The sequence below is a fragment of the Bacillus cereus group sp. BfR-BA-01381 genome (genome assembly GCF_022663555.1).
In the GTDB taxonomy this organism is placed as follows: domain Bacteria; phylum Bacillota; class Bacilli; order Bacillales; family Bacillaceae_G; genus Bacillus_A; species Bacillus_A pacificus.
Window position 1 is genome coordinate 1 of the sequence record NZ_JAKUFR010000007.1, and the last position, 23,327, is coordinate 23,327.

Below are 23,327 nucleotides of genomic sequence, written 5' to 3' on the forward strand. Positions count from 1 at the left end.
AACAATTACTTTATTTCAAGTTTCTATGATACTCATTGGTAGTATTGGGATAATTAATCATGTCATTATGATTCCTATGTTATTAGATACATCAGGTAGAGATTCGTGGATCTCTATCATATTAGTAAGCATCCTATACTTGCTTTGGATTTCAATAATATTCATCATATATAAAAACATAAAAAATGAACATTTGTTTTTGTGGCTAAAAAATAATTTCGGGAAATTCAGTGTATATCCAATCATATTCATAGTTGCACTTTATTTAATAACGATTGGTGTCGTTGCACTAAAAGAAACCTTAACCTTTTTCTCTTTTTATTTACCAGAAACACCTCACTTTGTATTAGGAATACTTTTTTCGTTGATTTGTCTCTATAATGCTACAAAAGGAATTCAATCTATTGCACTTACAACAGGTGTTTTGTTACCAATTGTATTTTTACTTGGTTTTTTTGTAATGTTTGCAAATGTTCCACATAAAGATTATTCTTTACTTCAGCCAATGATGGAAAATGGAATGAACCCAATATTTAGGGGAATGGTTTATCCTGCAGCAGGATTTCTAGAATTAATTTTTATTCTTTTTTTACAGCATCATATTTGTTCAAAAGTAAAATTATATCAATTGATTGCTTTAGGTATTGTTATTATTGGTATCACAATAGGCCCAGTTATGGCAGCTATTATAGAATTTGGTCCTTTCGCAGCAGCAAACCAACGATATCCAGCATTTGAAGAATGGAGACTTGTGTCAATAGGAAGGTACATTGAAAATTTAGACTTTCTCTCCGTGTATCAGTGGCTTGTAGGGATCTTTATTCGTCTATCGCTTGTTGTTTTTCTCATTCCAGATTTGTTATCAATTACAAATCGGAAAACAAGAAATCGGGTTATGTTTGCAATACTTTCATGTATTTTAGTAATAAGTATACTACCCATCAGTGACTCTAGTTTCTATAGGTTTGTATCTCAAATTGTTTTGCCAGTTTCAACATTAGGACTATTTTTGTTTTCTATATTACTAATGATGTTTGTATGGGTTGTTAAATTTAAAAAAAGCTCTTGAAAGAGTATGAGTATATAATTTATATGAGGTTGCTGAGTTTGAAGGAGACAACGTAGATGAACAAACGAGTAGAATTAAACGAGAAGGTAATACTAGAGTGGTTTGAAGGATGCAATGATGTAAAAATAATAAAGCATAAATTGGATGAGGAAGAAAATACGAGTTCAGTATTATTTATGTATTGTCAAAACTTAATTGATAATACAAAATTAAAACAAGCCACATCATCTCAAGTTTGCAAAAAGCTTTTAATTAATTCTATAGAAGAATTTAACCTTTCAACATTAATTCCTCAGTTATCAGTAAAAAAATTAGATATAGTAAATTCGAATGAAACTATATCTAAGATTATATTTGAAGGTAACCTCCTCATTATTTTTGAAGAATATAAACAAGGGTATATAGTTGATATTGCCCAAATACCTACAAGATCAGTTGAGCAAACAAATACAGAGATGACCATTCGTGGTGGACGTGATGGATTTGTTGAAGAGTTAAACACAAATATAGGATTAATTAGAAAAAGGCTAAAAACAAGTTCTCTTAGTTATGAAGAATTTATTATTGGAGAAAGAACACAAACTAAAGTAGCCCTCTTGTATTTAAAAGATATTGCATCCCAAGATATCATTAATCAAGTTCGATTAAAATTAAGACAAATTAAAATAGATGGGATTGTTTCAAGTGCACAGATTGAAGAATTAATTACAAACAATCAATTTAGTGTATTTCCTTTAGTTGAATATACAGGACGTCCTGATTATGCTGTGAATTGTTTGTTGTATGGGCGTTTTATTTTATTAGTCGAAGGGTCACCGACAGCCACTATTGCTCCAGTTACGTTTCCTTTTTTTGTGAATACATCTGAAGATCAAGATTTTTTCTATATATTCGGTAGCTTTGTACGGCTTGTAAGTCTTTTGGGGATAGCAATTTCTATATTTCTTCCAGGAATTTGGATAGCATTAATTACATATCATCCTGATCAGATTCCCTATACGTTGTTAGCTACATTAAGCTTATCAAGAGAAGGGATTCCTTTTCCTGCTCCTTTAGAAGGGCTAATAATGATGACCTTATTTGAAGTTTTGAGGCAAGCAGGATTGCGTGTTCCTGCGGTATTTGGTCAAACATTATCTGTGGTAGGGGGATTGATTATTGGACAAGCCGCTATTAGTGCTGGAATTGTTTCAGCATCTATGGTCATTATAATAGCAATCTCGGTTGTTTCGACATTTGCTTTAACTAATCAGTCGGTAACAGGAATAATAAGTATATTGCGATATATAGTATTTGTAGTGTCTTCTTTATTAGGTATAGTAGGATTTATCTTCTGTGTTCTTGTGATGGCAATACATGTAGTGAATTTACGATCTTTTGGAGTCCCATTCTTTACACCATATTCACCCCCTGTATTTAAAAGTATGCTAGCAGCCACATTTAGAATTCCTTTCACGTATATGAAAAAAAGACCTGAAGAATTGCATACGCAAGATAATACAAGGAAAAGAGAGAGTACAGATGAAGAAAAATAAAAGAATAGTTGTATTTCTTTTTATGATGTGTACGTTTCTAACAGGGTGTTGGGATCAAAGAGAGTTGCATCACGTTCTATATATAAATAGTCTAGGTATCGATTTTAAAGATAATAATTATATCATCCGTCCGCAATTTATTAATTTCTCTAACATAGCTAAACAAGAAGGCAGCACTACCCGTAATTATAGCCAGGCCTATATTGGAAAGGGAAAAGGCTCCATTTTAGATGAGGCAGCATTTGATTTTTATAAGGGGGCTCAACAAGAAATCTCATGGGAGCATCTCAAAACAATTGTTGTAACAGAGCGATTTTTAAAACATGGTGACATAAATCAATTTAATGATTTTTTCTCTCGTTTTTTTCAATTTCGAGATACTATGTGGATATTTGGAACTAAGGAACCTTTAGAAAATATATTAGCAAACAATAATATTTTAAATATTTCTCAATTATATACAATCATTAATTTACCAAAAGAGATAACCAAGCAATATACAATAATAGATCCTTTACCTTTATATAAATTTCAAAGAAATTATTATGAACCTGGGATGACAACTCGTATTCCTTTCTTAGCTACGACTAAAGCATATTGGAAAAAAGGGCATACATCATTTCCAATGTTAAAATTTAGTGGTTATGGTTTTATAAGTGATAAATTCTATATAAATCATTTAAACAGCCATGATATTGCTGGGATTCGCTGGACGGATGGAAATACGAAACGAGCTCCATTACTTTTAAAATTTAATCAGAAAATTATTGGACATATAGTATTAAAAAACCCGAAGATAGATACAAAACATTTTGTGAAAAATGGAAAGTTACGCATACTTATGAACATCCATTTCGATGCTGATATTTTTCAATTAATACACTCTATGCCTGTAAATGATATTAAAAAAATTGCAGAGGCCCAAGTTGAAAAAGAAATTAAAACAACGTACCGAAAAGGAATCGAAAGAGGGATTGACACGTATCAGTTATCACATTCTTTATATCGTCAAAATAATAAATTATGGAAAAAACACAAAAAAGAGGGAGGGGTATTTCTTCAAAATAAAGAATTAGATTTAAATGTCTCGATTAATATAGCTACAAATGGAAAATCTAAAAATAAGCGTAATATGATTGAGCATTAGAATGGTTGAAAGTGAAAGGAAACATAAAATATTAACTCTAAATAAGAGATTCGAACGTGAAAGACCATTCTGTATTTTCTTTTTTGGTTTGTTTTGATGGTTCGGATTGAATATTACTATTAGAACAGCCTATAAGCGTTACACATGAAAGTAATACTACAGGTAGTATCTTTTTATAATGTGCAATGTGAAAAAACTTCTTTGAAACTATCATATATTTTCAATTTCTTTCAAGAATATATGGATTTTGTATAGGTTTTTACATACCTATACAATTAACAAATGCACTGGATAGCACTCCTCTTGTACAAAATGAGAGGACTACCAAGAACACCTTTTTTATACGTAATAGATAATCTTAGTAACACATTTGTTCCATTTATGATTAAGCTTTTTAACATATCTATTAACTTTGTTTTTAAGCATCGCAAACTCCATTTTTTTGAACTCCACTTAATTTAATATGGATTTAGAGTGAGTTTTTCTTGTAATGGGAATTTCAATTGGATAGCGCATATATAACAACCTCGTCTCGGATAGAATAAGGAATAACAACTACTGATTTCATTTTAAAGTTGGATGGTAGAAATAAAAAGCTTGAAAAACGAAAAGTCCCCCTAATTGATTCCTAATAAGATTATACTTGCTACAAAAACAAACAAACTCGCCCTACTAAGAGGGGAGTTTGTTTGTTTGTTTTTTAGATAAAGGAATGTTCATGCAAAATTGCACACTATGTTCCATATTTTTTATAGTATACTTTATATTTAGCGTTTCAAGAATTTGTTTAACAATATATAGTCCCAAACCACTTCCCCCAGTATTTCGATTCCTTGATTTTTCAATTCGATAAAATGGTTTGAAAATTTGTTGTATATCTTCATCTTTAATATTGACACCTGTATTTATAATTTGCATTTTGATTTGACCATGTTTAGAATCATTATTTAACTTGATATAGACTTTTTCATCATGTGGTGAATACATAACTGCATTATGGATAACATTTTTACATGCTTTTTCAAATAGAACACGATCTGTATAAACAGAAAAGTCAGAGTCAATTTCTTTTATTATTTGGATGCTTTTTTGAGAAGCGAAAAATTCGAGATCTTTTGTGATTGTACCTAATAACTTTGAAAGATTAACTTCTTCTATTTTTAGTTTAAAAGTGTGTTGTTCTAACTTTGACATACTTAAAATTTCACGAACTAATTGTTGCATACTTTCAATAATTTGATGATTTTTCTTTAAATATTGATCACGATTTTGATAAGGGCCAATATTGTATATCATCCCTTCTAAGTACCCTTTCATTACAGTAAGAGGGGACTTTAATTCATGTGCTACAATCGCAAAAAACTCTCTGCGTTTTGTTTCTATTTCTCTTTCTTTTTCAATATCATTTTTTAGTTGTTCATTTGCTTTTTTTAAATCGAACATAGCTTGTTGTAAGTTAATAGACATGTCGTTCAAACTATTAGATAACTCTCCTAACTCATCTGTAGAGCGAACCTCAATTTTTTCGGAGAAATCCAAATTTGCCATCTTTTGTGCACTCTCATTAATATAAATAAGTGGCTTTGTAATAAACCTGGAATAGAAATAAGCACTCCCTATACCAATTATGAGCACAATGATACTAATATAGGGGAGAAAACGCACTAATACCTGCGAAGCTTCATCAATTGGTTGAAATGTTGCGAACACTACAAGTGTTAAGCTACCATCTTGGAATTGAATTGGTTCCGTAACATTATATGAATTACTAATGGTACCTGCATTCTCAAATCGTGTGGCTTTAGTAACTACTGTTGTTTGTGTACCACTTTGAATAAAAGAAAATGAAGGCGAGTAAATAATTACTCCTTCTTTATTTTGAAGCGAAAGCATCGCGTTATTTTTTTTTGCGTATTCATCAAAAAGTGGTATCGCATCTTGAAATGTAAGATCTTTGGACTTATCAATTATTTCTTTTATCCCTGTTTGAAGTTGATCTGTTTTGTATTGCTCATAAAACGTAGGAAGAAAGAAGTATAAAGTTAAATAAATCAACACTGCAAAGGATAACAAAATGAGAGATGTAGTCATAAAGAGTTTATAAGTAATTCGCTTCATCTTCATGATTTTTAAAATTTTATTCATCAACTTTATAACCAATACCCTTTATTGTTTTAATGTAGGGGATAGCTAGTTTTTTACGTAGATTTTTAATATGTGTATCAATTATTCGTGTTTCTCCAAAATAATCGTATCCCCAAACTTTCTCTACGATATTTTCTCTTGTCAGTACTTTTCTCTCATTTTGAAATAGTAGTTGTAGAATTTCGAACTCTTTTGTCGTTAAGAAAATTTCAACATCATCTACATATACTCGATATGCATCAACATCAATGCGTACTTCTTTAAATATCAAATGATTATTTACATTGTTATCATAACTTCTTCTAAGTACTGCTTCGACTCGTCTAATCAAAACATGAAACGAAAAGGGTTTTGTTATATAATCATCAATCCCAAGATCGAACCCTTTCATTTGATCTTCCTCTTCTTCTAACGCAGTTAGTATAATAATTGGTATGTTTGACTGACTTCGAATCATTTTAGCAACTTCAAATCCATTAAGATTGGGCATCATTACATCTAGAAGAACTAAATCAAATGATTGCTTATTAAATTGTGTCATACCCTCTAGTCCATCTGAAGCAACTACCACTGTATACTGTTGTGTCATTAAAAATTGTTTAATTAATTCCTGAATTTCTTGATCGTCCTCAACCACGAGGATATGATAGTTTTTCATAATATCACCTCTGGTAGTCATTATAGCCGTACTATCTGTAGTTTATGTGGAGATACAGTAGGAAACTTTATAAGACGTTTAACGTATTAACTCCATTTTCAAGATTGTGTATTCTCCGTAAAAAAGATTATTACCGATATTCCTTTTTTATGTAGGAATATTTGTGTGCTTGAAAAAACTTATCATATAAAAAGTTGAACGATTAATATTTACGAAAAACTAATGTATAATAATGTAAATTACATGTAGTTTTTTTAACTGTTTGAAAATACACTTTCGATACTTTACTAGAAGGGAGAAAGGGAGATGAATTTAAATATAAAAGAAGCAAGCGAAATTCTAGAGCGTACGCCACAAACTTTGTAGTTTTTTTGCTAATTTAGTAAAGGCCTAAGGTGCGAACTAAGGATTATTTAAATCATGTGAGAAAGGTTGTGAATTTATTTGATGGGTTATAAAGCTATGCTGTTTGATTTAGATGATACGTTACTTAATAGGGATAAGGCAGTAGATACATTGTTTTTATTTGTTTTAGAAAAGTGTTATGAGGATGTTAGTGATACAGTAAAAAACAATATGCTACAGAAATTTAAAGAATATGATAAAAGGGAATACGGCATGAGTGATAAAACGATAGTTTTAGAATCATTGTTTGATGAATTTCCGCCGAAGTATAGATTACCACGCAATTACATCGAAGATTTTTGGAATGAAAAATTCCCTAAATGTTTTTCGATAGACCAAAATACTATTCATTTCTTAAATCATATAAAGAAGTACTTTAAAGTTGGAATTATCACAAATGGCTCAAGTCAGAGGCAAAGAGCTAAAATAATTAACACGAATTTAAACAATTACTTTGATACGATCATTATTTCTGAAGAAGTAGGATTTAGTAAACCGGATAAACGTATATTTGAACTAGCATTAAATAAGCTTAATGTGCAACCAGAAGATGTATTATTTGTTGGAGATGACTTAGAAAAGGATATTGCTGGTCCTCAAAATGTAAATATAAAAGGGATATGGTTTAATCCTCATAGAATCACAAATAAGACTGAAATAAAACCGTATTCTGAGATTGACACTTTTGATAGTTTATTAAGTTATATTACTCCGCAATTTTTTTATAATAAGTAAAAATATTGCGGAGTAATGAATTTTCATATTCTAAACAAATAATTAAGAAAGATTTTATTTACCGCATTGTAAGTAAAAACAAAGAAACACTTCAAGCTCTACTTAAGGGCAGTGACTTTATAGAAACACTCATTACTGGTAAATGTTTAAGAAATAAACAAACTAAAAATACAAGTAAGGAATGTATTCTTAATCTCGCATTGCCCCCGCCTCTCGAGAAGTCATTGCTCCTTGTCCTGCTCTTACATCATTTTGAATTTCTTGTTTTACTTTTTGCGCATCAGTTGTAGCAAAATCTGATTTCATATTAGAAGCAGACTTTATAGCTTTTTTAGAATATTGCATACAAACCCTCCTCAATTTAATACTTTACAAACTTATTATTTACAAAAATACACTCTTCATCCCACGAATAGTTAAACACATTTTATTTAAAGTAAAGTGGGAATTATAAAAAGAAGAGTAAGGACAAGTGACAAGGTTTTAAATATGATTACATGCAGCGGAAAAATCTATTCAATATAGATGCTTTGTACAGAAGATTACCCCATAAGGCATTTATACAAGGCAAGAAACAAGAATAAGAAACGCTAATGATGTATTGGTGGCTACATGATATGGATGGAGACACTGGTTATTGGAAAGAGTATTTAGCGACAACATATCCTGAAGTGTTTGCATAAAAAAACCTCCAAATGGAGGCTTTTTTATTTAAGTAAAAAGTAAATTAAAGTAATAATTATATCTTCCCTTTTCATGTCACTCATGATTATATACATTCTATACAATGTAGAAGAACTGATGTTTGTGTTAAACTAAGAAATGAACAAAGGGGGAGTTTTCTTGAACAATTATAATGATACGATGCGAAATTTAGACAATATAGTTTACAAACCTAATAATTTAATGATAACGAATGTAAAAGAAGAAAAGCAAAACGCAGAATATGCAGGATGTATATTTCACTTAAATAACAAAACCATTCGTTTTAGAAAATCAAAAATTACTCCTAATAAAATTGGTCAATTTGTTTCTTTTTGGGAGAAAGATGACAATATGCAAAATCAAGCGTTTTCTTATGACGCTGCTCCTGATTTATTAGTTATCACTTGTATAGATGATAATAAACTAGGACAATTTATTTTCCCTAAAGAGATTCTTCTTAAGGAAAAAATCTTGAGAACAGAAAACCAAAAAGGCAAGATGGCTATGAGGATTTATCCAATCTGGGATAGCCCTGTTAGCAACCAAGCTAAAAAGAGTCAACTGTGGCAAATTCAATATTTTGTTGATTTAAGCAATCATAATAATTTACCTATAGACAAACTATTAAATTTGTATTCGTAGCTTCTTATCTTAAGTAATCTTGTTGGTTAGACTTTTTGTACCGGTACAGTTAAACGAAATGTACATTGTTTCAGCACCCCATCAAATTTACAATCAGCATATACTATTTTAATCTATATATTTTAAGGGGTGCTGACTATGACAAATCTACAACATAAGCTGTTTACAAGATTGAACCTTGCAAAGCGTACTGAAGTTAAATTTGAGGAATTAAATACAATTCTCTTTGCATTTGCACACACTATACCATTTGAGAATTTAGATGTTATAGCCCGTAATACGAATATAATTACTATGGAAAATTTACAGAATAAAATTTTAACTAGTTCCCGCGGCGGGCTTTGTTATGAATTAAATACGCTTTTTTATTACTTTTTAAAAGATTGTGGTTATGATGTACAACTCGCATTAGGTACCGTATATAAAAATGATAGAAACGCATGGGCACTTGAGAATGGACATATAACGATTATTCTAAATTATGATAAAGTACGATACGTAATTGATGTAGGTATTGCTTCACTAGTACCTCTAGTCCCTGTACCTTTTACTGGTGAGTCTGTTTCTTCTAAAAATGGTACGTATCGAGTGAGACAAAAAGATACGAGTAAAGGGAATTACGTTCTAGAAAGAAAAGATACGAATGGTGAGTGGAAAGTTTGTCATGCTTTTTATAATCGTATAATTGATGAAGTAGTAGTGAATGATGTTCAAAAAAGAGTAATAGAAGATGAGAAATCTATTTTCAATAAGGGCCCAATTGCAGTCAAATTGACGGACTCTGGCCATGTCTCTTTAACAAATACTAGTTTAACTGAAATGATTCATGGTGAAAAAGCGAAACGTGAAATTACAGAAGATCAATATAAAGAGCTTTTATATACTTTATTTGCTATTGAGTTATGATAAAACAAATAGCTAGCCGGTTCTTATGAAGAATCGGTTATTTTAATTTAAAACAATTATTAAAGTTTGATTTTCTTAATAGATATAATACACTAGAACAGTATGAAAAAGTATAAACAACGAATTTTGAATGTAAAGGAAGATCTTCATGTCAATTATCGATAAATTGAAACTTAATAAGTATACGAATATGGTTGTTATTAATGAACCAAGTGATTACGAAGTTTTTACAGGAAAAGAAACTGTATTTTCAAAAGAACACGATGCCATTTTTATTTTTGTAGAAACACTGGATGAAATGGTGAAACAAACGAATTATATTATTAGTAATGAAGAATTATTAATTGAAAAAGGATACGTATTCTTCGCATATCCGAAAAAAGGTAATTCTCGCTACAGTACGTTTATTCACCGTGATGAGATGTTTCCAGCATTAAACGTTGGAGAAGATGGATATGTGGGAGAAAGCGATATTAAATTTGCGCGAATGGTAAGTATGGATGATATTTTTACTGTTGTAGGTTTAAAGCGTGAGAAGAAAAAAGCGACAAAAACGCCTGCAATGAGCCAATGTGTAGCTGATTATGCAGATCGAATTCAAGATGTTGAAGCTTTATTAGCTAATCACCCAAATGAACTTAAGTTTTATCAAAGTTTAACACCTGGATACAAAAAAGATTGGGCACGTAATTTGTTTTCTGTAAAACAAGAAAAAACACGTGAAAAACGTCTTGAGAAAATGATTGAAATTCTTTCGCAAGGATATAAAACAATTGAATTATTTCGTAAAAAGAAAAAGTAAGACTAGGCAATTCACAATGATGCAACAATTAATTGTATTTGGCACATTGAAAAAAGGATTCCTTTCAGTATACTAAAGTATGTTCTTATATTTAAATAATTAGCAAAAGAGAAAAGGTGTTTGAAATGAAATCGTATATTGTAGTTGGAGCGGGTATTTTAGGGGCGTCTACTGCTTACCATCTTGCTAAGGCTGGCGCGAATGTTATTATCGTGGATCGTCAACAAGTTGGTCAAGCAACAGATGCAGCAGCAGGTATTGTCTGTCCATGGCTTTCGCAACGTCGTAATAAAGCATGGTATAAAATCGTTAAAGGCGGTGCACGTTACTATTCTTCGTTAATTCAGCAATTAGAAGATGACGGTGAAACGGACACAGGTTATAACCGTGTAGGTGCAATTAGTTTACATACTGATGAGAAAAAACTTGATCAAATGGAAGAACGAGCGTATAAACGTCGTGAAGATGCCCCAGAGATTGGTGAAATCACTCGCTTATCAGCTGAAGAAACAAAAAAATTATTCCCGGCATTATCAGAAGAATTTAGTTCTGTTCATATTAGTGGTGCTGCAAGAGTAAATGGAAGATTATTACGTAATGCATTAATAAGCGCTGCGAAAAAACATGGTGCAACTTTTATAAAAGGAGATGCAGTATTAGTCCGTGAAGGTAATCATATTACGGGAGTTATAGTAAACGATGAAACTATTTTAGCAGAAAAGGTTATTGTAACTGCAGGTGCATGGGCGAACGAAATCTTAAACCCTTTAGGAATTAATTTCTTAGTTACGTTCCAAAAAGGACAAATTGTTCACTTGCGAATGGAAAATACAGCAACAGAAAATATGCCAGTTGTTATGCCACCAAATGATCAATACATTTTAACATTTGACAATGGTCATGTCGTAATTGGTGCAACACATGAGAATGATACTGGTTTCGATCACCGTGTAACGGCTGGTGGTTTAAATGAAGTATTCCATAAAGCATTAACAGTTGCACCTGGCTTAGAAGATGCTACTATGCTTGAGACGAGAGTTGGATTTAGACCGTTTACTCCAGGATTCTTACCTGTTATCGGACCGCTTCCTAACTTCGACGGTATTCTTGTTGCAAACGGATTAGGAGCTTCAGGTTTAACTGCTGGTCCATATTTAGGATCAGAACTCGCTAAATTAGCGCTAGGACAACCAATTGAATTAGATTTAAACGATTATGACGTTGCAGGCGCAATTGAATAACATCGGGTATGAAAAAAATACACTAAGCAAATTTGATAGAAAATAAGCGTTTTTTTCTTCGTGAAGAATTAGACAGTTTATGAAAAATAAAATTCTTCAAAAATAGAGGGCTGACACCATAAACCTGCATTATTAATGTAGAATTATGATGTCGGCTCTTTATTCATATGTATTTAAAGCTTATTTTCGAGAGGAGGTTAAGCAATGAGAGCACCATATCAAGTATTAATATTTCCTTACATAAAAATTGACGACTCTATTCAATATGCGATTTTCAAACGAAGTGATTATGGTTATTGGCAAGGCATAGCTGGTGGTGGAGAAGACGGTGAGATTCCTATTGAATCAGCAAAACGTGAAGCGTTTGAAGAGGCCGGTATTACAAGAGAATGTTCATATATACAATTAGATTCCGTGTCTTCACTACCAGTAGAGGATGTAGTTGGAGGATTCCTATGGGGAGATGACGTTTATGTAATAAAAGAATTTTCTTTTGGAGTTAAAGTACCTACAAAAAACATCTCATTATCTAAAGAACACTTACATTATAAATGGTTATGCTTTGAGGAAGCAGTAACGTATTTGAAGTGGGATAGCAATAAAACAGCATTGTGGGAATTAAACAAAAGACTATTAAATCAATAAAAGTGTTAGCTAACAACGATAGTAGAGGAACAAGAATTGAACACTACTAAAAATCAAACATGGATTTGGCATGGTCAATGAACCAAGAGAACTTGCACTAAGAAAAGCTCTATACAGTTGCCTCTGAAAAAATGAAAATAGTTAGAAATATTTTTTTGTTGTATGGTTTTTGGCTCTGAATAGCGGAATACATATTAAGTATTCAACAGTTCAAATAAAACGAGCCATCTTTTTATTTGAAGAAGAAAGATGACTCGTTTTATGCTAAAATTCGCTTAGTGTATATTTTCGTTAAAATGTGGGTAAGCCCCTTTTAGCAAAACCGGAGTGGAAATGATGAGTGTAAATTGTTTTGTGGGATTGATAAAGGATGAATTATTAAAAGAGGTAATCATAAGAAGTGAGGACGAATTTGAGCCTGTAGTAGTTAAAGATATTCCTAGACTTTGGAAGTGTTTAGGGAAAGGTAATTATGCTGCAGTATTCATGCATAGCAAATACAAAGATTGGGTAGTGAAAGTTTACGCGCGAGAAGGAGAAGGAATTGAAAAAGAGTCAGAAGTATACCGCAGAATCGGAAATCATCCTTCTTATTCAAAGCTTATATATAAAGGAGAAAATTTCATAGTATTGAAACGTTTAAAAGAAATTACCTTATACGATGCTATTCATAAGGGAATTAAAATTCCTAAGCAGGTAATCCTTGATATAAATAAAGCTTTAGAGTATGCAAGGAAACAAGGATTAACTCCTTGTGATGTTCACGGAAAAAATGTGATGATGGAAAAAGGAAGGGGATATGTAGTCGATGTATCTGATTTCTTAAAAACAAAAGAAGATAGTAAGTGGAGAGACCTAGAAAAGGCATATTTTACATTTTATTTGCCTTTCATTTATAAATTGCCTTTCCCTGTTAAAATACCGTATTTTATGTTAAACATTGTTAGACGTTCGTATAGAAAATATAAGAAACTTAAAAAGAAATTCGAATTGTAAAAAGATCACATACTTATAAGTGGACCACTAGTAAACAAAAGGACCGTACATTTCTAAAATGTACGGTCCTAATCTTATATATATTTTTATTAGTTATTTCACTATCAATTCCAAAACGAGATATTTTGAATAAATGAAACCGTCAAAATAAGTGTTGATGCGGAACCAGTAGTTAATAACATTACTATTTTTCGTCCATTCTGTTCTTTTGAAGATTTTATAAGTTCTGTAATCAACACAATCCATATTATTATAGAAACTATAGAAATAATATTTATAGACATATGTAACACATCCCTTCGTGTTTTTACATAAACATTTCTTTTTTTATAAATCAAAAGCAGTGTAACAATAAAATATGTATAGCATTACAAATCAATATTTTCCTGTTAAACCACCTTTTTTAAATAGAAATACGACTGATAAAACGATAAAAACAGCCTTCAAACTGCCCCAATATGGATAAATAGCATGATCTGTTAGATTAGCATGCTGAAAAATGTTCTCTAATCCAAAAATCCCAATAATGACCGCTAAAAGAAAAGCAGCTTTTCCAATAGTCGTATTACGATAGAGGGTAAATAAATATAGCGCAAATATAAGTGGTAAGATGATTTGTAGTAAAAGTGTCATAAGTAGCCCCCTAGTTTATTTATAATTACATTATATACAAAATTGTAATAAAAAGGAATGCTACTTATTTGATACTAATGAGATCACTCTAATCATACTCTTCTATTAAAAAGAATATAAAGGGGTGTAAAGTTAATTGACAAAAGTTAAGGTTCATTTACGACCCATTGTTCGTAACATAAATTTACCGACTGTCATAAAAACAGCAATACTTCCAGGTGAATCAGTTGAAAGACTATTTATCGCAACCCAATTAGGAGAGGTTTTTTACATAGGCGATGGAGTCATAAAAACATTTTTAAATATTCGTCAACGTATTATTAAATTAGGTACATCTGAAGAAGGTGTCTCTAGTAGCGGCTATGATGAACGTGGATTGCTCGGACTTGCGTTTCATCCACAATTTTATCAAAACGGTTTATTTTATCTTCATTATTCAGTAGCTGGAACTCAAGGACCCGGTGCACTTTCTGAACAATTTAAACCGAATCCTTGTGACCCGAAAACTTTAAATTTAAAGTGGGTTAATAGAAATACGCAATATGATCATATTGATACAATTGAAGAATGGATTTTACAATCAAACGGGCAACCTCAAAAACGTAGAACATTACTTCATATAAAACGCCCATTTTTTAATCATAATGGAGTAAATACTTTAAACTTTTCTCCAGAGACGGGGAAACTTGTATTTACAAATGGAGATGGTGGGTCGGGTTATGATCCGTTTAATTTAAGCCAAGATGATTTAGAAATAGCAGGTAAAATAATTGAAATCGATGTAAGTAGAGATACATTCATAAATAATCCTCCAGTAGTTACACGCTTTAATGAACTTCCTCTATCTATACAAGAAACACTTACATTAATTGCGAAAGGCGTCCGTAATATAACCGGCATTTCATTCCAAAGGTTTTATAATCAATATATTAAATATGCAGGTAATGTCGGACAGGATATTGTAGAGTCTATTTTTTCATTTGTTCAGTATAAACCAATTCCGGTTACCGAACTTAATAAAATGCAGGTAATGAGATTCACTTCTAATCAAGATGGATTTATTAATTTTGGTTGGAGAGGATGGGAAGGAGAATTACCTACTTCTTTTATACGGCACTGTGCTGATAATCCTACTTTAGATGAGAGAACAATGGTTTATTATAATGAAACAATAGAATTATCCGTAAAGCGTATGCAGCCGCTCATTAGTTATTTTCATAAAGACCCGAGACCAGATAAGTTTGGAGGAACTTCACTTACAGGCGTTCAGCCATATATGGGAACTGCAATCCCAAATTTATATGGTAGCGTTGTATTTACTGATCTTGCTAAGAAAGAAGAATCTCGGCCGCCAGTTAAAGGTGTTTTAGCATATACTAAAGCCGATACAGAAGATAAACATAATGACTTTCATGTTATTGAAACCAATTATGATTTTGGTACGCAAGCAGCTTATTATATGAGTTTAGGAACAAATTTGGATCAAACTAGGTTATATTTAGGAGTTTACGGTTCTATGAAAGTAACTGATTTTAACAAAGGTACCATATTTGAAATTATTCCTTAAAAAGATATACACTTATAGTTTATCCCCTAAAGGTCTTCTTTATAAACGTCTATTGTATTGTGATTGATAATAAGCAGAAAGCAAATCATAAACAACTAGTGTATGAATAATATAGAAAGTGATGAATGAGATATCTTTAGGGGGTATATTGATGAATCGGTTTGTACGTTATTGGTGTCAACTTATGATAGAGAATGATGCGAACTTTGTTCATAAAAGAAAATTGTCCCTAGCAAATAAGCTAGTCATTACAGCTTTAATGAGTGCTTTAGCCACCATGTTTCAAGCAGCGGGGAATTTAATTCATGGTATAGGGTTATTCATTAGTCCTTTTGCGACATTACCAATTTTTTTGGCTATTTGCTACTCTATTCGTGAGGGAGTACTTTCTTATATCCTTACTATTCTCTTATTATTTATTATCGAGCCAAGTGAACTAATTGTTTTTCCCTTTACTACAGGTTTATTAGGTATAGCCTTAGGGCTTTCCTTTATACAATTCAAGAGGAGAATTTGGGTTGTTTCCTTTTCTGCGATTTGTCTACTTATAGGAATTATGATAGTTCTCGATATTTTCCGTTTTCCCGTACTTGGTCCTACTATTCATACAACTATGGATATAAAAATTATTTCATCTATATTTATACTGAGCTTTCTATACTGCTGGATCTATGCAGGGCTTTGTAGCATATTGTTGAATAGAGTATATAAAGCATTGTTTTAACAATTGTATAGAATGGAGAATTAAAACATGTATAACGTTGCAATTAGGAGACCAAATTCGGATGATTTAGAGGAACTTCACTTGTTTTTCCGTATAGTTATTACGAATACATATAAAGACGAAGGATTATCACAACAATTGAATGACATAGAAAATGAAATTAACATGAAAAAGCAATATTTGAAAATAGATTTTGATAGTAATGGAGAAAAACGTTACTTTTTATTAGCGATTGATACAAATAACGATAAAATCATTGGAACAATTGAAGTTGGCCCAGTAAGTACATTGATTACTAGTTGTACAAGCGGTGTACTTAAGGATTTGTATGAAATAGGAACTGTATTTATACTCCCAGAGTATCAAAGAAAGGGTATCGGGAGATTACTGCTGCATACAATGTTTCTTACGTTACTTAGCAGAGGAATAACAGAATTTTGTTTAGATAGTGGATACAGAAAAGCGCAAAGTATATGGACGAAGAAGTTTGGAGAGCCTAGTTATGTACTAAAAGATTATTGGGGAGAATCAAGTGATCATATGATTTGGAAGAAGAGTTTACATGATACACCTATAATATTTGAATTATAAAATGAAATATGCCTATGAACGTAGCTTTTCTTACATATGTATGCTATTATTTATCTTTATAATAAAAGAGGACGTGAATGAACTTGATTAAAATTAGTATCCCTGAAGTTGATGTTACAATTACTGAACGTAAACAAGTTATTAGAGGAGACGAGCCAAGAATTACGCCAATCAATGGTTTTATCGATTTCCACTTGTTCCCTAGAGATAAAGGCGGCATTTTTATGTTTTACAATATTAATGACGAACTACTTTTCGTAGGTAAAGCTCGTAAAATTAGACAACGTATTAAGAAGCATTTCGAAGACAATGTTTCACCAATTAAAAATCACCGTGATGAAGTATATCGCATTGATGCATGTATCGTAGAAGATCCAACAGAAAGAGAAATTTATGAAACATATATCATTAATGAATACAAAGCAAAATATAACGTTGATAAAGTATTCTATAAATAAGTAATAAAAAAAACAATCCTAGTACATATACTGGGATTGTTTTTTTATTTAAATTTATTCCTCATATTTTTCTCCTTTTTTTAAATGATTCGCAGCAATAAAGCAGCATACTCCTATACATATAAGTACAATTCCAATCGTTTTATGTTTTCCCAAAAAGAAAGGAATATCAGAAATAATATTTGTCATACATAATCCTACAAACACAAGGATCGGTCCTAGCCAAAGTAATACATTGCCGAATTTTGTGTGCTTCCACATAATAACCCTCCTCAACCCTCTTTACATATATATCCATAAATTGAAAGTAAATTCATAGAGAAATATAGTTTTTTTCATATCAAAAATTTAACCTTCATATATTGGTACAAGCAAACAAGAAAGGGGACCATCATGAATTGGTTAGAAGCTTTTATATTAGGGATTATACAAGGTTTAACAGAGTTTTTACCGATAAGTAGTACAGGTCATCTTTATTTAGGAAGACATTTGTTTCAATTAGATAAAGCAGGATTGTTTTTAGATACGATGCTGCATATTGGTACTTTACTTGCAGTGTTTATTTATTACAAAAAAGAATTTATATATTTAATCAAAAATCCATTTTCAAAACTAATGCTATTACTTATTGTCGGGACGATACCTGCGGTTGTAATTGGATTGTTATTTAAAGACTTTTTTGAGGATATTTCAAAAACAGGTATTACGATTGGTTGGGAGTTTTTAGTGACAGGGTTCTTTCTCTACATGGCGGATAAACAAAAGAATGGTCGTAAAAAAATGGACGACATTACATATAAAGATGCATTTATCATCGGTTCATTTCAAGCGGTTGCTATTTTCCCTGCAATTTCTCGTTCTGGTATGACAATCGTCGCTGCATTATGGAGAAAGTTAGACCGCGAAACCGCAGCTTACTTTTCTTTTTTATTATCAACACCAGCCATTGTCGGAGCAATCATTTTGCAATTTGTAGATGTTTTTCAAGGGAAAGCAGAATCTATTTCTAGTACATCTTTAATTGTTGGAACGTTATCAGCTGCGTTTTTCGGTTACATAGCTGTTTCGTGGATGATTCAGTATTTAAAACGTCACTCCTTAAAAGTATTCGCTTATTACGTCTGGGGATTAGGTATTTTAATTTTAACGTTACAATTTACTCATGTGTTTTAATTATAATGATAAAGAAGTTAATGAGTTTAAGATCCTGTTTCATTCATATAAGGCAGGATTTCTTTTTATTAAGGGGGAAAACATGTTTAATAAGGCTATCGTTATTGGCGGAAGTATCGCAGGAAAGCTCGCAGCAAAAGCATTATCAACTGCTTTTAAAGAAGTAATCATTATAGAGGCCGGTGAAAAATGGGATGGAAAGTCCTCGAGAAAAAGAGTCCCACAAAGTAATCATCCTCATGTGTTATTAAAAGGTGGAGAAAAAGCCATTGAGGAATTGTTTCCTAATATTACGAATGAATTAATAGAAGCAGGTAGTGTCGTACATAACTTTACTCGTGATTTAAAATGGCATCAATTTGGTTTATGGAAACAGCCATTCAGAGGAGAAGTACATATGATTCAGCAAAGTCGTTCTATGCTCGAATCACATATTCAAAAACGCATTGAACAAATTTCAAATATTACTATTAAATATAAAACATTGGTTGAAGGGTTAGTAGTAAATGAAAAGCTTAATAAAGTGTGCGGAGTAAAAATGGAATGTTTAAATACAGAAAATCAAGAAGAAATTCATGCAGATATTATTGTTGATGCAAGTGGATTCGGTTCAAAAAGCATAGCGTGGTTACGAGAATACGAAATTGAAGTGCAAGAAGAGAAAGTACGGATTGATTTATTTTACGTAACGAGAATGTTTAAACTTAAAGAAAATGAGAAATTAGACTGCTGTAATATGCTAATGTCTCCAAGTTTCCCTGGCAATCCGTATGGTGTTCTTATTCAAACGATTGAGGATCATCGTTATTTTGTTACTTTCAGCGGATATGCAAATGAGAAAGCACCACAAACAGATGATGAATTTTATGATTTTGCTGAAAACTTATCAATCCCTAATGTTACAGATTTTCTTAACAAAGCTGTGGCAATTTCAGATATCAAAACGTATAAAATTCCTTATCAAGTACGTCGGAGATTTGATCTCACCACAAATATGCCAGAAGGATTATTAGTCGTTGGAGATGCACTTTGTCGTTTTGATCCTGTTTTCGGGCAAGGTGTTTCAGTTGCAGCTATGGAAGCTCATCAATTGCAGTTACTTTTACAAAGGAGACAAAAGCTCGATCATGCATTTACACAGCAGTTTTATAAAGAGACCGCTCATATCATACAAACTCCGTGGGAAATGACAACAACGGAAATATCACGTCATCCACAGCTAAAAAGAGAATTAACGATAAAACAAAAATTTCAGCTATGGTATACGAAACAAATATATCAACTATCTGCAACTGATTCTGACGTTTATATTCGATTAGTAAAGGTGATGAATTTAATTCGTAGCCCATTTCACCTATTTCATCCAAAAGTGCTATTTGCTGTGTTACTGAAGCAAAAAAAATAGCAGGAAAATAGTTGATTAAAAAAGAATATATAACAGTTAGTAGATATAGAAGGGGTAATCGAGATGAAAATATACATAGAACAATTAAAGAAACACGATGCAAAAGATTTATTTACGTTTGAACTTACGAATAAGTCTTTTTTTGAAACAATGGTACCTAATCGTGGCTCGCAATATTTTGATTTTGAATATTTCCAAAAACTACTAGATGATTTGTTAATAGAACAGGCGGATGGAGAATCTTATTTTTATTTAATTCGTAACGAAGAAAGTGAAATTGTAGGAAGAATAAATTTAGTAGATATAGATTCGGAAACTCGAATCAGTTCGTTAGGTTATCGGGTCGGAGAAAAGTTTACTAAAAAAGGAGTTGCAACAGAAGCTGTAAAATTAATTTTAGACGTAGCGAAAAACAATGAAATTAATGAGGTTCATGCTAAAACAACTACTAATAATCTTGCATCACAAATTGTACTAGAAAAAAGCGGATTTTCTTCTTATCAAAACGAAGCAGATACAACATCTGTAGTATTAAATGGAGAACATGTGAATTTTGTACATTATATTTGGAGAAATACTTCGCGCTTATAATAAGGGGGACTTATTCATGAATGATTTACGTTATCCAATTGGGCAATTTACATATAAACGTCCTATAACGGAAGAAATGATTGATACATGGATTCAAGAAATTGAAGATTTACCTAATGAACTAACGAAGGCAATTAAAGATTTAGATCAGAAACAGTTAGACACACCGTACCGCGTTGGTGGATGGACAGTTCGTCAAGTAGTCCATCACGTTGTTGATAGCCATATGAATAGTTACATACGCTTTAAATTAGCACTAACAGAAAAGAATCCAACGATTAAACCATATAAAGAAGAAAAGTGGGCAGAATTACCTGATTCTAAATTACCAGTAGATGTTTCACTAGTAATGTTAGAATCATTACATAAAAGATGGGTTAACCTTTTATATTCTTTAGAACTTGAAGATCTAGAAAAGACATTTAACCACCCAGAGACTGGTGAAACAAAACTTGCTGTTGCAATTGGACTATACGCATGGCATGGACGTCATCATACGGCTCATATAACTTCATTAAGAAAGCGACTAAATTGGTAGTAACGTGAAGATTACATTAGAGAAAACGACAGAAAGTGATGCATCAGTTTTATTTCAAATGCAAATAGACTCATTTAGCCCTTTATTAAATAAATATAAAGACTATGAAACAAACCCAGCAAATGAATCTATTGAAAAAACTATTTTTAGAATAAATAATCCCAGCAGTAATTTTTATAAAATTATAATAGATTCGAGACTTGTTGGGGCGATATGTATATCCCAAAAAGAACTACCTTATAAATTTTGGATCAGTCCGATGTTTATTCATCCAATCTATCAAGGGAAAGGAATCGCTCAGAAGGTACTTATTTTAATTGAAGTGATGTTTCCAAAAGCACAATGTTTTGAACTTGCTACGATTTTAGAAGAAGAAAGAAATTGTTTTCTGTACGAAAAAATGGGGTATAAAAGAACAGAAGTAAGAAAGAAATTAAATGATAAAACTACACTAATTTATTACAAAAAAAGAAAGGTAAAGCATTTGAAATACGCTTTACCTTTTTCTGTTATTCTAGATTAAATATACAAAAACGATGAATATTCTTCCAAAATAATCGGGTTAGTAATTTTATAGATGAATAAACATACAGAAAAACGTTATTTCGTCGTATATATTACTAACGCTTTTTGAATGCTTAAAACACTATCGTCACCTTTAAATTCTTTCGTAATTGGTGTACTCAAACTAGATACCCAAATTTTAAGTTCTGCATCTAAATCAAAATGCCCAGCTGTTTCAATGCTGAATTGTGTAATGCTTTTATAAGGGATAGAATGATACTCAGTTTTTTTACCTGATATCCCTTGTTTATCTACTAAAATAAGACGACGATTTGTGAATACGATTAAATCGCGAATTAATTTATAAGCATGTTCAACTTTCTCATCGTCTAACATAATCTTCTCTAAATCACGTTCTACACTTTCTGTACTCGTATTTGATGCATTTCCTAAAATACCGCTGAATAAACCCATAGGAAATTCCTCCTCCATTATTTGTGTAATGTGTTATTTATATTGTACCACGCTCTTGACTAAGAAATAATGACATTACTTTAGTAGTTTCTGGTTATTGTTGTAACGCACTTATATCACCTTGTCTTAAAGTCTTGTGCTAATATGTAAGTAAGAAAAAAGAAGCAGAGGGATATAGTATGAAGAATATCGGTTTAGTATTAGAAGGTGGAGGAATGAAAGGTTTATATACTGCAGGCGTACTCGAATATTTTATGGAAAAAAACTTATTTTTTCCATATGTAGTTGGCGTATCCGCTGGAGCTTGTATGGGAGCAACTTATTTATCACGTCAAAAAGGGAGAAATAAAAAAGTAAATACAGAGCTAGTAGCAGACAATCGTTATATATCTTATCGAAATTTGATTCGAAAACGTGAATTATTTGGAATGGATTTTCTATTTGATGAAGTACCGAATAAAATTGTACCGTTTGATTTTCAAACTTTCTTAAACTCAAATGAACAGTTTGTTATAGGAACGACTGACTGCGAATCAGGACAAGCTATTTATTATAATAAAGCAGAACACGGGAATGATATTTTAAAAATCATTCGTGCATCTAGCTCAGTGCCGTTTATAGCGCCTGCTGTAGAATATGATAATAGAAAATTACTAGATGGAGGAATTATAGATCCTATACCAGTTTTAAAAGCTCAAACTGATGGTTATGAAAAGAACGTTGTAATTATGACAAAGCCAGAAGGATATGAGAAGCAGCGAAATAAATTTTCAGGGCTGGCAAAAATTTTATATAGGAAATATCCGAATATCGCACAATCTTTAGTAGAACATTATCGTTTTTATAATGAGACGATATCTTATATGAATCAAATAAAACAAAAAGACAACTTTTATGTCATTCAACCAAGTGTACAACTTCCTATAAGCGGTATAGAGAGAAATAAAGAAAAACTCGTTAATTTATATAATCTTGGGTATACAGATGCTCAATGTCATTATGAAAACTTATTAAATTGGATAGAAAAATAAAGGGGTG

Annotated in this window: 26 protein-coding genes and 2 pseudogenes; 20 read left to right on the forward strand and 8 right to left on the reverse strand. The window is 31.6% G+C overall.

Features of this window, described 5'->3' with window-relative positions; all coding sequences use genetic code 11:
• The 3 genes from gerXB to gerXC form a co-directional block, all read left to right on the forward strand.
• Positions 1 to 1,069: spore germination protein GerXB (gene gerXB / locus MR079_RS03765; RefSeq protein ID WP_277932980.1), on the forward strand; the 1,069-nt coding region annotated here is incomplete at its 5' end.
• 56 nt (positions 1,070 to 1,125) lie between these two features.
• The gene (gerXA, locus tag MR079_RS03770) at positions 1,126 to 2,604 is read left to right on the forward strand and encodes a spore germination protein GerXA (protein WP_242293548.1); all 1,479 of its coding nucleotides are present in this window, start codon (positions 1,126 to 1,128) and stop codon (positions 2,602 to 2,604) included.
• A complete protein-coding gene (gerXC, locus tag MR079_RS03775) occupies positions 2,591 to 3,751 on the forward strand; it encodes a spore germination protein GerXC (protein WP_139865763.1) in 1,161 nt (386 codons plus the stop codon). Before gerXA ends, gerXC begins: the two co-directional genes overlap by 14 nt.
• A 70-nt stretch (positions 3,752 to 3,821) precedes the next feature.
• Here gerXC and MR079_RS03780 read toward each other — a convergent pair.
• From MR079_RS03780 to MR079_RS03790, 3 genes and pseudogenes are all read right to left on the reverse strand, one after another.
• Positions 3,822 to 3,965: pseudogene (locus MR079_RS03780) on the reverse strand (class A beta-lactamase); the annotation flags it as partial.
• Between the two features lie 458 nt (positions 3,966 to 4,423).
• Entirely contained in the window at positions 4,424 to 5,896 is a 1,473-nt protein-coding gene (locus tag MR079_RS03785) for a sensor histidine kinase (RefSeq protein ID WP_242293549.1), read from the reverse strand.
• Positions 5,889 to 6,554, reverse strand: coding sequence for a response regulator transcription factor (locus tag MR079_RS03790; protein ID WP_242293550.1), 666 nt, complete (start codon positions 6,552 to 6,554; stop codon positions 5,889 to 5,891). Before MR079_RS03790 ends, MR079_RS03785 begins: the two co-directional genes overlap by 8 nt.
• Before the next feature lie 447 nt (positions 6,555 to 7,001).
• Between MR079_RS03790 and MR079_RS03795 the strand changes: the two genes are divergently transcribed.
• Positions 7,002 to 7,694 carry an HAD family hydrolase gene (locus MR079_RS03795; protein WP_242293596.1) on the forward strand — a complete coding sequence of 231 codons (693 nt, stop codon included), beginning with the start codon at positions 7,002 to 7,004 and terminating at the stop codon, positions 7,692 to 7,694.
• 189 nt (positions 7,695 to 7,883) lie between these two features.
• On the opposite strand, the gene MR079_RS03800 is transcribed toward MR079_RS03795, so the two are convergent.
• Positions 7,884 to 8,039: a hypothetical protein gene (locus MR079_RS03800; protein WP_167496953.1), complete on the reverse strand. Its 156-nt coding sequence runs from the start codon at positions 8,037 to 8,039 to the stop codon at positions 7,884 to 7,886.
• Positions 8,040 to 8,516: 477 nt separating this feature from the next.
• On the opposite strand from MR079_RS03800, the gene MR079_RS03805 reads away from it, so the two are divergent.
• The 6 genes from MR079_RS03805 to MR079_RS03830 all read left to right on the forward strand — a co-directional run bounded on the left by MR079_RS03805 (position 8,517) and on the right by MR079_RS03830 (position 13,631).
• Entirely contained in the window at positions 8,517 to 9,041 is a 525-nt protein-coding gene (locus MR079_RS03805) for a MepB family protein (protein ID WP_139865760.1), read from the forward strand.
• A gap of 138 nt (positions 9,042 to 9,179) precedes the next feature.
• The gene (locus MR079_RS03810) at positions 9,180 to 9,947 is read left to right on the forward strand and encodes an arylamine N-acetyltransferase family protein (RefSeq protein WP_139865759.1); all 768 of its coding nucleotides are present in this window, start codon (positions 9,180 to 9,182) and stop codon (positions 9,945 to 9,947) included.
• 148 nt (positions 9,948 to 10,095) lie between these two features.
• Positions 10,096 to 10,749, forward strand: a complete 654-nt coding sequence (locus MR079_RS03815) for a YdeI/OmpD-associated family protein (RefSeq protein ID WP_242293551.1) — start codon at positions 10,096 to 10,098, stop codon at positions 10,747 to 10,749.
• A gap of 125 nt (positions 10,750 to 10,874) precedes the next feature.
• Positions 10,875 to 11,990, forward strand: a complete 1,116-nt coding sequence (locus tag MR079_RS03820; protein WP_139865757.1) for an NAD(P)/FAD-dependent oxidoreductase — start codon at positions 10,875 to 10,877, stop codon at positions 11,988 to 11,990.
• Positions 11,991 to 12,194: 204 nt separating this feature from the next.
• Positions 12,195 to 12,635 carry an NUDIX hydrolase gene (locus tag MR079_RS03825; RefSeq protein ID WP_139865756.1) on the forward strand — a complete coding sequence of 147 codons (441 nt, stop codon included), beginning with the start codon at positions 12,195 to 12,197 and terminating at the stop codon, positions 12,633 to 12,635.
• A gap of 333 nt (positions 12,636 to 12,968) precedes the next feature.
• Complete coding sequence (locus MR079_RS03830) at positions 12,969 to 13,631, forward strand: protein kinase family protein (protein ID WP_173601659.1); 663 nt, start codon at positions 12,969 to 12,971, stop codon at positions 13,629 to 13,631.
• Between the two features lie 104 nt (positions 13,632 to 13,735).
• On the opposite strand, the gene MR079_RS03835 is transcribed toward MR079_RS03830, so the two are convergent.
• Together MR079_RS03835 and MR079_RS03840 are read right to left on the reverse strand one after the other, a co-directional pair.
• Positions 13,736 to 13,915: a hypothetical protein gene (locus MR079_RS03835; protein WP_242293552.1), complete on the reverse strand. Its 180-nt coding sequence runs from the start codon at positions 13,913 to 13,915 to the stop codon at positions 13,736 to 13,738.
• A 91-nt stretch (positions 13,916 to 14,006) separates the two neighbouring features.
• Positions 14,007 to 14,264, reverse strand: a complete 258-nt coding sequence (locus MR079_RS03840) for a hypothetical protein (RefSeq protein ID WP_242293553.1) — start codon at positions 14,262 to 14,264, stop codon at positions 14,007 to 14,009.
• Between the two features lie 136 nt (positions 14,265 to 14,400).
• On the opposite strand from MR079_RS03840, the gene MR079_RS03845 reads away from it, so the two are divergent.
• The 4 genes from MR079_RS03845 (at position 14,401) to MR079_RS03860 (ending at position 17,604) form a co-directional block, all read left to right on the forward strand.
• Positions 14,401 to 15,831, forward strand: a complete 1,431-nt coding sequence (locus tag MR079_RS03845) for a PQQ-dependent sugar dehydrogenase (protein WP_139865754.1) — start codon at positions 14,401 to 14,403, stop codon at positions 15,829 to 15,831.
• Between the two features lie 151 nt (positions 15,832 to 15,982).
• Complete coding sequence (locus MR079_RS03850; RefSeq protein WP_139865753.1) at positions 15,983 to 16,555, forward strand: hypothetical protein; 573 nt, start codon at positions 15,983 to 15,985, stop codon at positions 16,553 to 16,555.
• Positions 16,556 to 16,582: 27 nt separating this feature from the next.
• Positions 16,583 to 17,146: a GNAT family N-acetyltransferase gene (locus tag MR079_RS03855; protein WP_139865752.1), complete on the forward strand. Its 564-nt coding sequence runs from the start codon at positions 16,583 to 16,585 to the stop codon at positions 17,144 to 17,146.
• 77 nt (positions 17,147 to 17,223) lie between these two features.
• Positions 17,224 to 17,604: a nucleotide excision repair endonuclease gene (locus tag MR079_RS03860; protein WP_001048949.1), complete on the forward strand. Its 381-nt coding sequence runs from the start codon at positions 17,224 to 17,226 to the stop codon at positions 17,602 to 17,604.
• A gap of 54 nt (positions 17,605 to 17,658) precedes the next feature.
• Here MR079_RS03860 and MR079_RS03865 read toward each other — a convergent pair whose 3' ends face one another.
• A complete protein-coding gene (locus MR079_RS03865) occupies positions 17,659 to 17,865 on the reverse strand; it encodes a hypothetical protein (RefSeq protein ID WP_139865751.1) in 207 nt (68 codons plus the stop codon).
• Between the two features lie 132 nt (positions 17,866 to 17,997).
• On the opposite strand from MR079_RS03865, the gene MR079_RS03870 reads away from it, so the two are divergent.
• The 5 genes and pseudogenes from MR079_RS03870 to MR079_RS03890 form a co-directional block, all read left to right on the forward strand.
• Positions 17,998 to 18,777: an undecaprenyl-diphosphate phosphatase gene (locus tag MR079_RS03870; protein ID WP_139865750.1), complete on the forward strand. Its 780-nt coding sequence runs from the start codon at positions 17,998 to 18,000 to the stop codon at positions 18,775 to 18,777.
• Positions 18,778 to 18,859: 82 nt separating this feature from the next.
• Positions 18,860 to 20,182 carry an NAD(P)/FAD-dependent oxidoreductase gene (locus MR079_RS03875; protein ID WP_242293554.1) on the forward strand — a complete coding sequence of 441 codons (1,323 nt, stop codon included), beginning with the start codon at positions 18,860 to 18,862 and terminating at the stop codon, positions 20,180 to 20,182.
• 63 nt (positions 20,183 to 20,245) lie between these two features.
• Positions 20,246 to 20,773: a GNAT family N-acetyltransferase gene (locus tag MR079_RS03880; RefSeq protein WP_139865748.1), complete on the forward strand. Its 528-nt coding sequence runs from the start codon at positions 20,246 to 20,248 to the stop codon at positions 20,771 to 20,773.
• A 16-nt stretch (positions 20,774 to 20,789) separates the two neighbouring features.
• Positions 20,790 to 21,311 (forward strand): YfiT family bacillithiol transferase, encoded by a 522-nt coding sequence (locus MR079_RS03885; protein ID WP_000999078.1) that lies wholly within the window; start codon positions 20,790 to 20,792, stop codon positions 21,309 to 21,311.
• A 4-nt stretch (positions 21,312 to 21,315) separates the two neighbouring features.
• Positions 21,316 to 21,834: pseudogene (locus MR079_RS03890) on the forward strand (GNAT family N-acetyltransferase); the annotation flags it as partial.
• A 77-nt stretch (positions 21,835 to 21,911) separates the two neighbouring features.
• On the opposite strand, the gene MR079_RS03895 reads toward MR079_RS03890, so the two are convergent.
• A complete protein-coding gene (locus tag MR079_RS03895) occupies positions 21,912 to 22,289 on the reverse strand; it encodes a PH domain-containing protein (protein ID WP_242293555.1) in 378 nt (125 codons plus the stop codon).
• Between the two features lie 179 nt (positions 22,290 to 22,468).
• Between MR079_RS03895 and MR079_RS03900 the strand changes: the two genes are divergently transcribed.
• Positions 22,469 to 23,320 (forward strand): patatin-like phospholipase family protein, encoded by an 852-nt coding sequence (locus MR079_RS03900; RefSeq protein ID WP_139865745.1) that lies wholly within the window; start codon positions 22,469 to 22,471, stop codon positions 23,318 to 23,320.
• Positions 23,321 to 23,327: the final 7 nt, after the last annotated feature.

What these genes read in the sequence shown, in the direction of transcription:
- MR079_RS03830 (WP_173601659.1), top strand. Translation starts at nt 12,969, where the DNA reads ATGATGAGTGTAAATTGTTTTGTGGGATTGATAAAGGATGAATTATTA.
- MR079_RS03805 (WP_139865760.1), top strand. Translation starts at nt 8,517, where the DNA reads ATGAACAAAGGGGGAGTTTTCTTGAACAATTATAATGATACGATGCGA.
- MR079_RS03815 (WP_242293551.1), top strand. Translation starts at nt 10,096, where the DNA reads ATGTCAATTATCGATAAATTGAAACTTAATAAGTATACGAATATGGTT.
- MR079_RS03785 (WP_242293549.1), bottom strand. Translation starts at nt 5,896, where the DNA reads ATGAATAAAATTTTAAAAATCATGAAGATGAAGCGAATTACTTATAAA.
- MR079_RS03790 (WP_242293550.1), bottom strand. Translation starts at nt 6,554, where the DNA reads ATGAAAAACTATCATATCCTCGTGGTTGAGGACGATCAAGAAATTCAG.
- MR079_RS03795 (WP_242293596.1), top strand. Translation starts at nt 7,002, where the DNA reads ATGGGTTATAAAGCTATGCTGTTTGATTTAGATGATACGTTACTTAAT.
- MR079_RS03895 (WP_242293555.1), bottom strand. Translation starts at nt 22,289, where the DNA reads ATGGGTTTATTCAGCGGTATTTTAGGAAATGCATCAAATACGAGTACA.
- gerXA (WP_242293548.1), top strand. Translation starts at nt 1,126, where the DNA reads ATGAACAAACGAGTAGAATTAAACGAGAAGGTAATACTAGAGTGGTTT.
- MR079_RS03825 (WP_139865756.1), top strand. Translation starts at nt 12,195, where the DNA reads ATGAGAGCACCATATCAAGTATTAATATTTCCTTACATAAAAATTGAC.
- MR079_RS03875 (WP_242293554.1), top strand. Translation starts at nt 18,860, where the DNA reads ATGTTTAATAAGGCTATCGTTATTGGCGGAAGTATCGCAGGAAAGCTC.
- MR079_RS03860 (WP_001048949.1), top strand. Translation starts at nt 17,224, where the DNA reads ATGAACTTGATTAAAATTAGTATCCCTGAAGTTGATGTTACAATTACT.
- MR079_RS03885 (WP_000999078.1), top strand. Translation starts at nt 20,790, where the DNA reads ATGAATGATTTACGTTATCCAATTGGGCAATTTACATATAAACGTCCT.
- MR079_RS03865 (WP_139865751.1), bottom strand. Translation starts at nt 17,865, where the DNA reads ATGTGGAAGCACACAAAATTCGGCAATGTATTACTTTGGCTAGGACCG.
- MR079_RS03850 (WP_139865753.1), top strand. Translation starts at nt 15,983, where the DNA reads ATGAATCGGTTTGTACGTTATTGGTGTCAACTTATGATAGAGAATGAT.
- MR079_RS03810 (WP_139865759.1), top strand. Translation starts at nt 9,180, where the DNA reads ATGACAAATCTACAACATAAGCTGTTTACAAGATTGAACCTTGCAAAG.
- MR079_RS03835 (WP_242293552.1), bottom strand. Translation starts at nt 13,915, where the DNA reads ATGTCTATAAATATTATTTCTATAGTTTCTATAATAATATGGATTGTG.
- gerXC (WP_139865763.1), top strand. Translation starts at nt 2,591, where the DNA reads ATGAAGAAAAATAAAAGAATAGTTGTATTTCTTTTTATGATGTGTACG.
- MR079_RS03900 (WP_139865745.1), top strand. Translation starts at nt 22,469, where the DNA reads ATGAAGAATATCGGTTTAGTATTAGAAGGTGGAGGAATGAAAGGTTTA.
- MR079_RS03880 (WP_139865748.1), top strand. Translation starts at nt 20,246, where the DNA reads ATGAAAATATACATAGAACAATTAAAGAAACACGATGCAAAAGATTTA.
- MR079_RS03820 (WP_139865757.1), top strand. Translation starts at nt 10,875, where the DNA reads ATGAAATCGTATATTGTAGTTGGAGCGGGTATTTTAGGGGCGTCTACT.
- MR079_RS03870 (WP_139865750.1), top strand. Translation starts at nt 17,998, where the DNA reads ATGAATTGGTTAGAAGCTTTTATATTAGGGATTATACAAGGTTTAACA.
- MR079_RS03855 (WP_139865752.1), top strand. Translation starts at nt 16,583, where the DNA reads ATGTATAACGTTGCAATTAGGAGACCAAATTCGGATGATTTAGAGGAA.
- MR079_RS03840 (WP_242293553.1), bottom strand. Translation starts at nt 14,264, where the DNA reads ATGACACTTTTACTACAAATCATCTTACCACTTATATTTGCGCTATAT.
- MR079_RS03800 (WP_167496953.1), bottom strand. Translation starts at nt 8,039, where the DNA reads ATGCAATATTCTAAAAAAGCTATAAAGTCTGCTTCTAATATGAAATCA.